Source organism: Streptomyces sp. NPDC003327, assembly GCF_053589515.1.
This window is the reverse complement of record NZ_JBSFSA010000017.1, coordinates 92,123-105,360: the sequence shown is the minus strand read 5'-3', so window position 1 is coordinate 105,360 and position 13,238 is coordinate 92,123. Positions and strand designations below refer to the sequence as shown.

At 73.1% G+C, this 13,238-nt stretch carries 9 protein-coding genes; 7 read left to right on the top strand and 2 right to left on the bottom strand.

The genetic code is table 11. The annotated features are described in order from the left end of the window. The first annotated feature begins 86 nt into the window (after positions 1 to 86). Entirely contained in the window at positions 87 to 755 is a 669-nt protein-coding gene (locus tag ACWDVG_RS16765) for a lipoprotein (protein ID WP_451699940.1), read from the top strand. A gap of 148 nt (positions 756 to 903) precedes the next feature. On the opposite strand, the gene ACWDVG_RS16760 is transcribed toward ACWDVG_RS16765, so the two are convergent. After that, positions 904 to 2,433 carry a ricin-type beta-trefoil lectin domain protein gene (locus ACWDVG_RS16760; protein ID WP_451699939.1) on the bottom strand — a complete coding sequence of 510 codons (1,530 nt, stop codon included), beginning with the start codon at positions 2,431 to 2,433 and terminating at the stop codon, positions 904 to 906. A 106-nt stretch (positions 2,434 to 2,539) separates the two neighbouring features. On the opposite strand from ACWDVG_RS16760, the gene ACWDVG_RS16755 reads away from it, so the two are divergent. The 3 genes from ACWDVG_RS16755 to ACWDVG_RS16745 all read left to right on the top strand — a co-directional run bounded on the left by ACWDVG_RS16755 (position 2,540) and on the right by ACWDVG_RS16745 (position 6,989). Beyond that, positions 2,540 to 3,940 (top strand): class II fumarate hydratase, encoded by a 1,401-nt coding sequence (locus tag ACWDVG_RS16755; protein ID WP_451699938.1) that lies wholly within the window; start codon positions 2,540 to 2,542, stop codon positions 3,938 to 3,940. A 44-nt stretch (positions 3,941 to 3,984) separates the two neighbouring features. After that, positions 3,985 to 4,650: a cytidylyl-2-hydroxypropylphosphonate hydrolase gene (gene fomD, locus ACWDVG_RS16750; RefSeq protein ID WP_451699937.1), complete on the top strand. Its 666-nt coding sequence runs from the start codon at positions 3,985 to 3,987 to the stop codon at positions 4,648 to 4,650. A 338-nt stretch (positions 4,651 to 4,988) separates the two neighbouring features. Beyond that, positions 4,989 to 6,989 carry a SpoIIE family protein phosphatase gene (locus ACWDVG_RS16745; protein ID WP_451699936.1) on the top strand — a complete coding sequence of 667 codons (2,001 nt, stop codon included), beginning with the start codon at positions 4,989 to 4,991 and terminating at the stop codon, positions 6,987 to 6,989. A gap of 68 nt (positions 6,990 to 7,057) precedes the next feature. Here ACWDVG_RS16745 and ACWDVG_RS16740 read toward each other — a convergent pair whose 3' ends face one another. Continuing rightward, positions 7,058 to 9,283: a transglycosylase domain-containing protein gene (locus tag ACWDVG_RS16740; protein ID WP_451699935.1), complete on the bottom strand. Its 2,226-nt coding sequence runs from the start codon at positions 9,281 to 9,283 to the stop codon at positions 7,058 to 7,060. A 251-nt stretch (positions 9,284 to 9,534) separates the two neighbouring features. Here ACWDVG_RS16740 and ACWDVG_RS16735 point away from each other — a divergent pair, with 251 nt between their 5' ends. From ACWDVG_RS16735 to ACWDVG_RS16725, 3 genes are read left to right on the top strand one after another with little or no spacing between them, the layout of a single operon-like run. Next, positions 9,535 to 10,059, top strand: a complete 525-nt coding sequence (locus tag ACWDVG_RS16735; RefSeq protein WP_451699934.1) for a PadR family transcriptional regulator — start codon at positions 9,535 to 9,537, stop codon at positions 10,057 to 10,059. Further along, positions 10,056 to 10,742: an ABC transporter ATP-binding protein gene (locus ACWDVG_RS16730; RefSeq protein WP_451699933.1), complete on the top strand. Its 687-nt coding sequence runs from the start codon at positions 10,056 to 10,058 to the stop codon at positions 10,740 to 10,742. Before ACWDVG_RS16735 ends, ACWDVG_RS16730 begins: the two co-directional genes overlap by 4 nt. Next, the gene (locus ACWDVG_RS16725) at positions 10,739 to 13,111 is read left to right on the top strand and encodes an FtsX-like permease family protein (RefSeq protein ID WP_451699932.1); all 2,373 of its coding nucleotides are present in this window, start codon (positions 10,739 to 10,741) and stop codon (positions 13,109 to 13,111) included. The genes ACWDVG_RS16730 and ACWDVG_RS16725 overlap by 4 nt, the downstream gene beginning before the upstream one ends. Positions 13,112 to 13,238: the final 127 nt, after the last annotated feature.

The following is a 13,238-nucleotide window of genomic DNA, read 5'->3' as shown; positions in this document are numbered from 1 at the left end:
CTCGGAGCCGTCGTCCACGACGAGGGCGCCCTGGTCCGCGGGGTGGGCGTCGAGCAGCGGGGCGGGGGCTCGGGGATCATGGGGCCATGTCTGAGAGACCCCTTCCGATACGCAGGGCGCTTCCCGTGGCCGGCCTGCTCGCGGCCGGGCTGCTGACGGCCGCCTGCGGTACGACCCCGAAGCCCGAGGTTCCGGCCTCCGGGAAGCCGACGACGGTGCCCCCGGCGGCGACCGCGACGGCGAGCACCGCCCCCGCGCCCGTCGCGGCGGGCACCCTCGGCGGGCGCGAGACGGTCTGCGCGCTGCCCGTCTCCTTCACGCTCACCGCCGGCTGGGAGCCGGAGGTGGTCCGCGACACCGACAACCCGGACTTCGCGGCGCTGACGCGTCAGGGCCCGGCGACCGTCCGCTGCGAGGTGGACGCCAAGCCGGCCGGGCACGTCGGCTTCCTGCGGGTGTGGACGGCCCCGAAGAACGCGGGGACGGCGCGGGCGGCCCTCGAAGGGTTCGTGAAGGCGGAGGAGAAGACCTCGGGCGTCACCTACCGGGAGACGAAGGCGGGCGCGCTGCCGGCCACGGAGGTCACGTACACCGTGCACAACGAGGCCCTGGGCGAGACCAAGGAGGAGCGGGCGTTCGCGGTCGAGGCCCCCAAGGGCACCGTGATCGTGCACCTCGGCGGCATGGACACGGCGGAGCACCGGGCGATGCTCCCCGCATACGAGCTGGCCCGCAGCACGGTCAAGCCGCTCTGAGGACGGTCAGGCCGCTCCGAGGACGGCCGTCCCGGCCGCCGGTGGCTCCGTCCATGACCGTGGCCCCCCGTCCCGCACCGGCCGGGGGGCCACGGCGTCCGAGCGCTCCCGCGCGGAGCCACGCGGACCGACGCGGACCTTCGGGAACCTACGCGAACCGCTGGTTCGCCGAGCCGTCGCACGTCTGGAGCCGGACCGGCTCCTTCGGGGCGCCGTGGGTGAGGCAGAGTCCGGTCGCGGCGGCGGGCCGGAGGGTGGCGCCGTCGCGGACGAACGTCTGGTGGGTGCCGCCGTGGCAGTTCCACAGGACGAGGGCCTTGCCGGTCCGGTACTCGGCGGCCGGGACGTCGAGGCAGCGGTCCTGGGTGAGTGCGGTGTGGACGGTCCGGCGGGCGGAGTCGTACCACCAGTTCTGGTTGCGGCCGCCGTGGCAGTCCCAGCCGAGGACGCCGGTGCCGTTGGCGGAACGGGCGCCGTCGACGTCGAGACAGCTGCCGGTCGCCTGGTTCCTGAGCGGCCGGTACACGTCGTCCCAGGCGTACGGGAAGAGGACGGGCGTGCCGGAGGAGTTGACGTCGGCGCAGCTCGCCTCGCGCAGGCCGGAGGCGTACAGCTGGGTCAGGCAGGAGGCGAAGGCGGCGTGGCCGCTCCTGTTGGGGTGGAAGGACTGGCGCACGGAGTTCTCGTCGATGCCGCCCGGCTTGGAGAGGTCGACGTAGAGGCCGCGGGCCCAAGTGTCCTCCATGCAGACCTCGTGGCCGTGGAAGAGCCGGGAGTTGTCGAGGTAGACGGCGCCGGTGGCGGCGGCGACCCTGCGCATGCCGCGCTCGAAGGCGGGGACGGCGGAGTCGCGGCCCCAGACGGTGTCGGAGTCGTATCCCATGCCGCCGCAGGCGAGCTTGCCGGGGAAGCCGGGGTTGTCGCGGAAGTCGGGGCCGATGGGGCTGGGGTAGCCCATGACGACGAGCTTGTAGTCGCCGTCGGCGTAGCCGGCGTCGCGCATGACGGTCCGCAGGTCGCGCACGACCTGTTCGGTCTTGGGGACGAGCGCGTCGACGCGGGACTGCCAGCCGGGGGCGTACTTCGGCTCGCAGGGGCCCTGGCTGAGGACGAAGCGCTGGACGCAGTCGGTCATGACCGGGCCGAACTGGAGGTCGTCGTTGGCCCCGGAGACGAGCAGGACCATCTTGATGCGGGTGTTGCGGGCCTTGACGGCGAGGTTGTCGCTCTGGACCAGCTCGTCGGCGTACTGGCGGGAGCCGCCGATGCGGATGTTGCCGCTGTGGGCGCCGGAGCAGGAGACGTTGAAGGTGAGGTCGGCGGGTATGCCGGTGCGGTGGATGGCGGCGTCCGGGGAGCGGTGGCACCAGTTGGTGGGGCCGTTGGTGGGGGGTTCGTAGGTGCCGACGCCCTCGCCGGAGATCTCGCTGTCGCCGAGCGAGATGAGACCGGTCCTGCGCTGGTCGAGCGGGCGTTCCTCGGGGCTGCCGTAGATGCGGGTGGCCTCGGCGGCCCGGATCGCCTCCAGTTCGGGGGAGAGCGGTACGGAGGTGATTCCGGTCGCGGTGCTCGTGTCGGCCGCGCCGGCGGGGACGGCTGCGGTCATGCTGCCGAGGACCGCCGCCGCGGCGGCGACGGCCGCGACGGACCGGCGGAGCCTGGACCTGGTGCGCTTCACTGCGCCTCCTGGAGGTGGGGTTACCCACGGTTTTTACTGGCCGGTACGCGCCTTGGGAATACATCGAACAAGACAAGTGCTCATCTTTTACGGGAGGTTGAGAGACATGAACGACACGGACGAGTACCGCATCGAGCACGACTCCATGGGTGAGGTGCGGGTCCCCGCGCACGCCAAGTGGCGGGCGCAGACCCAGCGGGCGGTGGAGAACTTCCCCGTCTCCGGCCAGCGCCTGGAGCGGGCCCACATCGAGGCCCTGGCCCGGATCAAGGCGGCCGCCGCCCGGGTCAACGCCGAACTCGGCGTGATCGACGCGGACCGGGCGGAGGCGATCGCGTCGGCGGCGCGGGAGGTCGCCGAGGGGCGCTGGGACGCGCACTTCCCGGTGGACGTCTTCCAGACCGGTTCGGGCACCTCGTCCAACATGAACACCAACGAGGTCCTGGCCACGCTCGCCACGGAGCGGCTCCCCGAGGGCCGCGAGGTCCACCCCAACGACCACGTCAACGCCTCGCAGTCCTCCAACGACGTCTTCCCGTCCTCCATCCACATCGCGGCCACCGCCGCCGTCACCCGCGACCTCATTCCGGCGCTCGACCGTCTGGCCGAATCCCTGGAGCGAAAATCGGCCGAATTCGCGACGGTCGTGAAGTCGGGCCGTACGCATCTGATGGACGCCACCCCGGTCACCCTGGGCCAGGAGTTCGGCGGGTACGCCGCGCAGGTCCGGTACGGCGTCGAGCGGCTGCGCTCCGCGCTCCCCCGGCTCGCCGAACTCCCCCTGGGCGGTACGGCGGTGGGCACCGGCATCAACACCCCGCCGGGCTTCTCGGCGGCCGTCATCGCGGAGGTGGCGCGGGCGACCGGGCTGCCGCTGACCGAGGCCAGGGACCACTTCGAGGCGCAGGGCGCCCGCGACGCCCTGGTGGAGACGTCCGGTCAGCTCAGGACCGTCGCGGTCTCCCTCACCAAGATCGCCAACGATCTGCGCTGGATGGCGAGCGGCCCGCGCACCGGCCTCGGCGAGATCAACCTCCCCGACCTCCAGCCCGGCTCCTCGATCATGCCCGGCAAGGTCAACCCGGTGATCCCGGAGGCCGTCCTGATGGTCGCCGCGCAGGTGACCGGAAACGACACCACGGTGGCGGTGGCGGGCGCGGCCGGGAACTTCGAGCTCAACGTGATGCTGCCGGTGATGGCCAAGAACCTGCTGGAGTCCGTACGGCTCCTGGCCAACGCCGCCCGGCTGCTCGCCGACCGCACGGTCGACGGCGTCACCGCCAACGCCGAACGGGCCCGCGAGTACGCCGAGTCCTCGCCGTCCGTCGTGACCCCGCTGAACAAGTACATCGGCTACGAGGAGGCCGCCAAGGTCGCCAAGCGTTCCCTGGCCGAGCGCAAGACCATCCGCGAGGTGGTCCTGGAGTCCGGGTACGTCGAGCGGGGCGACCTGACGGTCGAGCAGCTGGACGAGGCGCTCGACGTCCTGCGCATGACTCATCCGTGACCCGTACCGCAGCGGTGGCGGGGGCGCGCCCCTAAGATCTGCGCATGACAGGATCGGGCGGCCCTCAGCACTGGGCGCCGGGGGAGCACATCCTCTGGCGCTACCGCGGCAACGGCACCGGAGACGTGCACATCTGCCGCCCGGTGACCGTCGTCCAGGACACCCCCGAGCTGCTCGCCGTGTGGATGGCGCCCGGCACCGAGTGCGTGCGCCCCGTCCTCGCCGACGGCCGGGCCGTGCACGAGGAGCCGCTCGCCACCCGCTACACCGCCCCGCGCACCGTCGAACGCGCGCGCTGGTTCGGCAGCGGGGTGCTCAAGCTGGCCCGTCCGGCGGACCCGTGGTCGGTCTGGCTGTTCTGGGAGCGCGGCTGGCGCTTCCGCAGCTGGTACGTGAACCTGGAGGAGCCGCGCACCCGCTGGGCCGGCGGCGTCGACTCCGAGGACCACTTCCTCGACATCTCCGTCTACCCCGACCGCAGTTGGCTGTGGCGGGACGAGGACGAGTTCGCGCAGGCCCAGCGGGCCGGGCTGATGGACGCCGCGCAGGCCGAGCGGGTGAGGTCCGCGGGGCAGCGGGCGGTGGAGCAGATCCGGGCCTGGGGCGCGCCGTTCGCCGACGGCTGGGAGCAGTGGCGGCCCGATCCCGCCTGGCGGGTGCCGCACTTGCCGGCGGACTGGGACCGCACTCCGGCGCACACGGCGCCGTGAGACCCTTGATGCGCCCCCCGGGTGCAAACGTAGGATCGTCCTCCGCAAGGCCAGGACCGGGACCGATCGAACGACACGTCAGATCGATCGGACACGGCGTCGGACCGACCGAACAGCACGTCAACGACCGATCGCAGCAGAGCACCTGATTACCAGTCATCCATGAGGGGGAGCGCAGTGCCCGACGTGTGCCCGGGTGTTCCGGCCCCTGTCGTCGCCACCACTCGCGGAACGTCCGCATCCGCTGCATACGAGGGGTTTATCCCCGGCGAAGGCGCGGCATCGGCCAGAAGAGCGAGTACAGCGCACCACCGGCCCGGACGGACGGAATCCCACGCGTGACGGAGCATCCCACCTCCCACGAAGGCCGACAGCCCCTGGCTGCCCGGCCGCAGGAACGCGCGCGCCCCCGCCAGGAGGCGGCGGCCGCCGGCCTGCCCTCCGACCCCTCCGACCTACCCGCGCAGCCCGGGGCCGCGACGGTGGGCGCGGCGGTGGGCGCACCGCCCACCGGGTCGCCCACCGGGTCGTCCGTCGGCCCGCCCGCCGCCCCCGGGCCGACCGGAGCCGGCGGGAACACCGGGGCCGCCGGGGCCGTCGCCATGGCCGTCTCCCCGCAGAGCCCCGGCGGGCGCAGGACCGGGGACGGGCGGCAGGAGGGCGACCGGCTCCGGTTCGTCGGCGCCGCGACCCGGCGCATCGCGCGCGGCCTCGACCTGGACGAGATCGTCCTGGGCCTCTGCCGGGCCACCGTGCCCACCTTCTCCGACGAGATCCTGGTCTACCTGCGCGATCCGCTGCCGGTCGGCGACGAGCGCCCGGTGGCCCCGTTCGTGCTGCGGCTGCGCCGCACCGACCGGCTCCGGTTAACGGAACTGGAGGGCGAGGAGCTCGTCCTCGTACCCGATCCCGATCCGACGCCGGCGGCCGAGCTGTGCGAGGTGCGGTCCGGCGGGGCTCTCGCCGAGGTGCTGCGCGGGGTGCGGCCGGTCTTCGGCGACTCCGCGGCCGCCCGCGCCGCCCTGGCCGAACTCCTCGGCGCCGAGCACCCGCTGCCCCGGGGACTGCGCGCCGTGCTCGCCCCGCTGCGCGGCCGGCGCCGGGTGATCGGCGCCGCGGTGTTCCTGCGCCGCACCGAACGGGCCGGCTTCGAGCCGAACGACCTGCTGGTCGCCGCACAGCTGGCCACCCACACCGCGCTCGGCATCGACAAGGCCGTGCTGTACGGCCGCGAGGCGTACATCGCGGACGAGCTCCAGCGGACGATGCTGCCGGACTCGCTGCCGCAGCCGACCGGGGTGCGCCTCGCCTCGCGCTACCTGCCCGCGGCCGAGACGGCCCGGGTCGGCGGCGACTGGTACGACGCGATCCCGCTGCCGGGCAGCCGGGTCGCGCTCGTCGTCGGTGACGTGATGGGCCACTCCATGACCTCGGCGGCGATCATGGGCCAGCTGCGCACGACCGCGCAGACCCTGGCCGGGCTCGACCTGCCGCCGCAGGAGGTGCTGCACCACCTGGACGAGCAGGCGCAGAGGCTCGGCGAGAACCGCATGGCGACCTGCATGTACGCGGTGTACGACCCGGTCTCGCACCGGATCACCGTCGCCAACGCCGGTCACCCGCCGCCCATACTGCTCCATCTCGGCGGGCGCGCCGAGGTGCTGCGGGTGCCGCCCGGCGCCCCGATCGGGGTCGGCGGGGTGGACTTCGAGGCGGTCGAGCTCGACGCCCCGGCGGGTGCCACGCTGCTCCTCTACACGGACGGTCTGGTGGAGTCCCGGCTGCGGGACGTGTGGACCGGGATCGAGCAGCTGCGGGAGCGGCTGGCCGCGACCGCCCAGCTGACCGGGCCCGACCACGCGCCGCCCCTGGAGGCGCTCTGCGACGACGTGCTCGACATGCTGGGGCCCGGCGACCGGGACGACGACATCGCGCTGCTCGCGGCCCGCTTCGACGGGATCGCGCCGAGCGACGTGGCGTACTGGTTCCTGGAGCCGGAGGACGCGGCTCCGGGGCGGGCCCGGCGGCTGGCGCGGCGGGCGCTGGCCCGCTGGGACCTGGAGGAGCTGACGGACTCGGTCGAGCTGCTGATCAGCGAGGTCGTGACCAACGCCGTGCGGTACGCGGAGCGGCCGGTGACCCTGCGGCTGCTGCGGACGGACGTCCTGCGGTGCGAGGTCGGCGACGACTCACCGCAGTTGCCGCGGCAGCGGCGGGCGCGGGACACGGACGAGGGCGGGCGCGGCCTGTTCCTGGTGAACCGGCTGGCGCGGCGGTGGGGGGCGACGCGGCTCTCCGGCGGCAAGGTGGTCTGGTTCGAGCTGGCGACCCGCACCTGAGGAGTCGCGCCGCGAACGCGCGTACGGGAACGAGGACGGCCGGCCCCCGAGGGGGCCGGCCGTTTCCGTCACTGCGAGGGGGGCGGGCGGTTGCCGTCCGTGCCCTGTTCGGGGTCGGTGACGTCCGGCGGCTCGATGGACGGGGGCGGGGACGGCTCGTCCGTCGTCGGCTCCACGGTGGGCGGGGGCGTGGTGACCGGGTCGGTGGCGGGCGGTGTGGTGACCGGGCCGGTGGTCGGCGGCGTCGTCACCGGGTCGGTGGTCGGGGGCGCCGTCGTCGGCTCGTCGGTCGGCTCGTCGGTCGCCTCGGGGGACTCGCTGGTCCCGGTGGGCTCCGGGTCGGGCTCGGCGGAGCCGCCGCCCTCGGTCTCCAGCTCGAAGCGGGCGTCGGAGCCGCCGCCGAGCGCCCGGGTGGTGTAGTCGCCCCAGATCTGCGCGGGGGTGCGGCCGCCGTTGGCGCGGCCCGGGTTGATGGTGTCGGTGAGGGTGACCTGGTTGCCCTTGGCGTCCTCGCCGAAGAGTCCGACGGCGGTGACGAGTTCGGGGGTGTAGCCGACGAACCAGGCGGAACGGTTGTTCTCGGAGGTGCCGGTCTTGCCCGCGGCCTCGTAGTCGCCGGCGGCGCGGAAGCCGGAGCCGTCCGTGATGACGCCCATCATGGCCTTGGTGGCGGTGTCGGCGGCCGCGCGGCTGATGGCCTGGGGGCCGATGCCCCGTACGGTCTCGACGGTGCGGTCCTTGTGGGTGGCGGCCTTCACCAGGGTCGGGGTGACCTTGCGGCCGTGGTTGTCGAGGCTGGCGTAGACGCCGGCCATGTCGACGGTGGAGGCGCCCATGGTGCCGAGGGACATGGCGGGGGTCTCGCCGAAGTCCGCGCCGTCCTTCATGCCGAGGGCGAGGGCGGTCTTCTTGGCGTTGCGCGGGCCGACGTCGACGATCATCTGGGCGAAGACCGAGTTGATGGACTTGTTGGTGGCGCGCTGCACGGTGACGGGGCCCCAGCTGCGGTCGTCCTCGTTCTCGGGCGCGAACGGGATGTCGCTGCCGACGACCGGCGTCCGGGTGTCGCCGTTGTAAACCGTGCCGAGTCCTATCGCGCGTCCGTCCTGGGTGACCGCGTCGTTCTCGATGGCGGAGGCGAGGACGACGGGCTTGAAGGTGGAGGCGGGCTGGTAGTCGCGGCGGGTGGCGTTGGACATCCAGTGCTCGGTGGCGCCGACGCCGCCGTACAGGGCGACGATCGCACCGGTCTTCGGGTCGACGGAGGTGGCGCCGGCCTGGACGGTGGCGTCCTTCTTGTCGCCCTTGCGGTCGAGCTTGGCCTCCAGCTGGTCGTTGACCGCCCGGACGAGGTCCTTCTGCCGCTTCTCGTCGATGGTGAGGGTGATCGTCCAGCCGCCGGCCTTGATGTCCTCCTCGCTGACGCCCTGGCGCATCAGCTCCTGGTTGGCGGCCTCGACGATGTAGCCGGTCTGGCCCTCCATGCCGGGCAGCGGCTTGGGCTTCTGCGGCACGGGGAACTTCATGGCGGCGCGCTCGGAGGCGGAGAGCCAGCCCTCGCCGACCATGTTGTCGAGGACGTAGTTCCAGCGCTCCTCGACGAGCTTGCGGCCGGTGGCGCTGGCGGAGGTCCAGTCGTACTGGTTGGGCGCCTGGAGCAGGGAGGCGAGGTAGGCGCCCTGGGCGGTGGTGAGGCGGGAGGCGTCGACGCCGTAGTACGAGCGGGCGGCGGCCTGGATGCCGTAGGCGGAGCGGCCGTAGTAGCTCGTGTTCATGTAGCCGGCCAGGATGTCGTTCTTGGACATCTGCTGGTCGACCTTGACGGCGATGACCATTTCCTTGAGCTTGCGGGTCGCCGTCTGGTCCTGGCTCAGGTAGAAGTTCTTGACGTACTGCTGGGTGATGGTCGAGCCGCCCTGCTTGCCCTGGCCGGTGACGGTGCTCCAGGCGGCGCGGGTGGTGCCCTTGATGTCGACGCCGTTGTCCCGGTAGAAGCTCTTGTTCTCGGCGGCGACGAAAGCCTTCTGGACCGGCTCGGGGATCTTCTCCAGGCCGACGATCTCGCGGTTGATCTCTCCGGTGCGGGCGAGGATCTTGCCGTTGGCGTACTTGTAGATGTTGCTCTGCATGGTCGCCTCGGCGTTGGCCGTGGGGACCGGGACCAGCAGGTAGACGACGTACAGGGCGCCCAGGGCGATCAGGCAGCACGCGAAGAAGGTGCCCAGGAGCTTCTTCCAGGTGAAGAAGCGGCGTATGCCGCGCTTCTTCGCCTTGGCTGTGTCCGGTCGGCCCATGGGTTGCGTCGCTCCGCTCGTCGTCGTCTCGGCGTCTCGGCCCGGTGTCTCCGCGCCGGATCGGCTCAGCAAGCTAACACCGACGATGCAGACATAGGGCAACCGATCCCGTCTTTTCCGGACGTGAGAATCAGCACCCACGCCCAGGGGAACCGACGCTCGCGGGGGCGCGATGGTTGCATGAATGTTCGGTTCCGGATAACCACCCCTCGCTATACATCGTGGGTATACACGCCGTGTAGAGTGAGGTCATGTCCATCGGTCACACTCTCCTCGGGCTCCTGGAGTCCGGGCCGCGCCACGGCTACGACCTCAAGCGCGCCTTCGACGAGCGGTTCGGTCACGACCGGCCCCTCCACTACGGGCAGGTCTACTCGACGATGTCCCGGCTCCTGAAGAACGGACTCGTCGTCGTCGACGGCATCGAGGCGGGCGGCGGCCCCGAGCGGAAGCGGTACGCGATCACCGAGGCCGGCATCACCGATGTCGAGCGGTGGCTCGCGACCCCCGAGAAGCCGGAGCCGTACCTCCAGTCGACGCTCTACACCAAGGTCGTCCTCGCCCTCATGACCGGGCGCGGGGCCGCCGAGCTGCTGGACACCCAGCGCGCCGAGCACCTCCGCCTGATGCGGGAGCTCACCCGGCGCAAGCGCGACGGAGACCTCGCCGACCAGCTCATCTGCGACCACGCCCTCTTCCACCTCGAAGCCGACCTGCGCTGGCTGGAACTCACCGCCGCCCGGCTCGACGGCCTCGCCGCGGAGGTCCGCCGATGACCACGGCCACCCCGCTGCTGCGGGCCACCGCACTCGACAAGGCGTACGGGCCGACGCCCGCGCTCTCCGGCGCCGACTTCACGCTCCGGGCCGGCGAGGTCGTCGCCGTCATGGGCCCCTCCGGCTCCGGCAAGTCCACGCTCCTGCACTGCCTCGCCGGGATCGTCCGCCCGGACGCCGGCACCATCACCTACGACGGGCGCGAGCTGACGGCCCTCTCCGACGCCCGGCGCAGCGCCCTGCGCCGTACCGACTTCGGCTTCGTCTTCCAGTTCGGCCAGCTCGTGCCCGAGCTGACCTGCGCCGAGAACGTGGCCCTGCCGCTCCGGCTGGCCGGCGAACGGCGCAGGGCCGCCGAGGCCAGGGCCACCGAGTGGCTCGCCCGGCTGGAGGTCGACGACACCGCGGGCAAGCGCCCCGGCGAGATATCCGGCGGCCAGGGCCAGCGCGTCGCCGTCGCCCGCGCGCTCGTCACCGCCCCGCGCGTGATCTTCGCCGACGAACCCACCGGCGCCCTCGACTCCCTCAACGGCGAGCGCGTGATGCGCCTGCTCACCGACGCCTCCCGGGACACCGGCGCCGCCGTCGTCCTCGTCACCCACGAGGCCCGCGTCGCCGCCTGGTCCGACCGCGAGGTCGTCGTACGGGACGGCTCGGTACGGGACACGGAGTGGGCGGCATGAGGCTCCGCGTCTGGGCACGCGACCTGGCCCTCGGCGCCCGCTTCGCCACCACCGGCGGCCGCTCCGGCCTCCTGCGCACCCTCCTCACCGCCACCGGCGTCGGCTTCGGCGTGGCGCTGCTGCTGCTCGCCGCGTCCTTCCCGAACATGCTCTTCCAGCGCGAGGTGCGCGAGTCGGTCCGCGCCGTCGACGGCAGCGAGCAGGTCACCTCCCCCCGCGCCGACTCCTTCCTCCACCTCGGCGTGGGCACCGTCTACCGGGACGACGTCGTCTCCGGCCTGCTGCTGCGCCCCGAGGGCGACGCGCCCCCGGTCCCGCCCGGCGCGGACGCGTTCCCCGCCGTCGGCGAGATGCTGGTCTCCCCCGCGCTCCGCGAGCTGCTCGACTCCCCCGAGGGCGCGCTGCTCAGGGAACGGATCCCGTACGAGATCGCCGGAACGATCGGGCAGGCCGGGCTCATCGGCCCGGCCGAACTGCGCTACGTCGCCCACGTCGACTTCCTCGAAACCGAGAACTTCGACGGACGCGGCACCCGTTACGGCTGGTCGGTGCCCGAGGAGCCGATGAACGCCTTCCTCGTCCTCCTCGTCGTCGTCGCCTGCGTCGTCCTGCTCCTGCCCGTGCTGGTCTTCGTCGCGACCGCCGTCCGCTTCGGCGGCGAGCAGCGCGACCGGCGGCTCGCCGCGCTCCGGCTCGTCGGCGCGGACACCGCCACGACCCGGCGGATCGCGGCCGGCGAGTCCCTGGCGGGCGCGCTGCTCGGTCTCGTCGTCGGCGGCGGACTCTTCGCGGCGGCCCGGAAGCTCGCCGGGGCCTGCACGATCTGGGACGTCAACGCCTACCCCTCCGACGTCGTGCCGATGCCCGCGCTCGCCGCGCTCGTCCTCGTCGTCGTCCCCGTCGCCTCGGTGGTCGTCACGCTCGTAGCGCTGCGCGGGGTGGCGATCGAGCCGCTCGGCGTCGTGCGGACCGCGCCGCCGCGCCGCCGCCGGCTCTGGTGGCGGCTGCTCCTCCTCGCGGCCGGCGCGGCCCTGCTCGTACCGCTCATGGGCAGCGTCGAGGTGACCCGGACGAGCATCGACACCGTCGGCGTCACGGCCGGCACCACGCTCGCCCTGATCGGGCTCACCAGCCTGCTGCCCTGGCTGGTCGAGGCCGCGGTGAAGCGGCTGCACGCCGGGCCCGTGGCCTGGCAGCTCGCGGTCCGCAGGCTCCAGTTGAGCAGCGGCACGGCGGCCCGCGCGGTCAGCGGGATCGTCGTCGCCGCGACCGGGGCGATCGCCCTCCAGATGCTGTTCCAGGCCATGGAGAACGAGTTCACCCAGCTCACCGGGCAGGACACGGCCCGCGCGCAGATCGCGGTCGGCACCGACGCCCGGAACGCCGAGGAGGCCCGCGCGACGATCAGCCGCTTCGCGCGGACTAAGGGCGTCACCGGCGTGATCGGCACCGTCGAGTCGCAGGTGTGGCGGCCCGGACCCCTGAAGCCCGGCGAGGAGTTCGCCCCGGCGGCCTCGATCCGGGTCGGCGACTGCGCCTCCCTCGGGGAGTACGCGGAGCTGCCGTCCTGCGCCGACGGCGACGTCTTCGTCTTCCTCGCGCACGGCGCGCAGGGCAACCCGGACGACTCCTTCGTCACGCGGGCCGCCCGGCCCGGCGCCACGGTCCTCCTGCGCGACCCGTACCCGCACCCGAGCACGCCGCGACACCCGAAGGGCGGTCCGCTGCCGCAGTGGCGCATCCCCGCGGACGCCCGGACCGTGGACGCGCGCCCCGACCCGACCGGCATGTACCAGTACGGAGTCCTCGCCACGCCCTCGGCGATCGACGCGGCCCTGCTCGACGAGCCCGACGCGCAGACCATGGTGCGGCTCGACCCGGCCGTGCCCGACGCCGCCGAGTTCGTACGGAACACGGCGGCGGCGATCGACCCGACCTCCTGGGTCCGCGACCTGAAGGAGACCGAGCGGGACGCGGCGTTCTCCAGCGTCCGCACCGGCATCCTCGTCGGCTCGACCCTGACGATGCTCCTGGTCGCGGCGTCGCTCCTGGTGGCCACGCTCGAACAGCTCCGGGACCGCAAGCGGCTGCTCTCCTCGCTCGTCGCCTTCGGAACGCGGCGCTCCACCCTGAGCTGGTCGGTGCTGTGGCAGACGGCGGTGCCGATCGCCCTCGGGCTCGCCCTGTCCGTGGCGGGCGGGCTCGGCCTCGGGACCGTCCTGCTGCGGATGACGGGACAACAGGTCCTCGACTGGTGGGTCTTCCTGCCGGTGACCGGGATCGGCCTCGCCCTGATCGCGGCGGTGACGCTGCTGAGCCTGCCGGTGCTGTGGCGGCTGATGCGGGCGGACGGCCTGCGCACCGAGTAACCCGTCGCATTCGTGTACGAGGAGGGGTTCCCGTCGCCGGGGGGCGGCGGGAGCCCCTTGGCGTACGCCCGCCGCCCTGCGCCGCGTCCGGGCGCTCAGGCCTCCGGGACCTCAGGTCTCCGGGCCC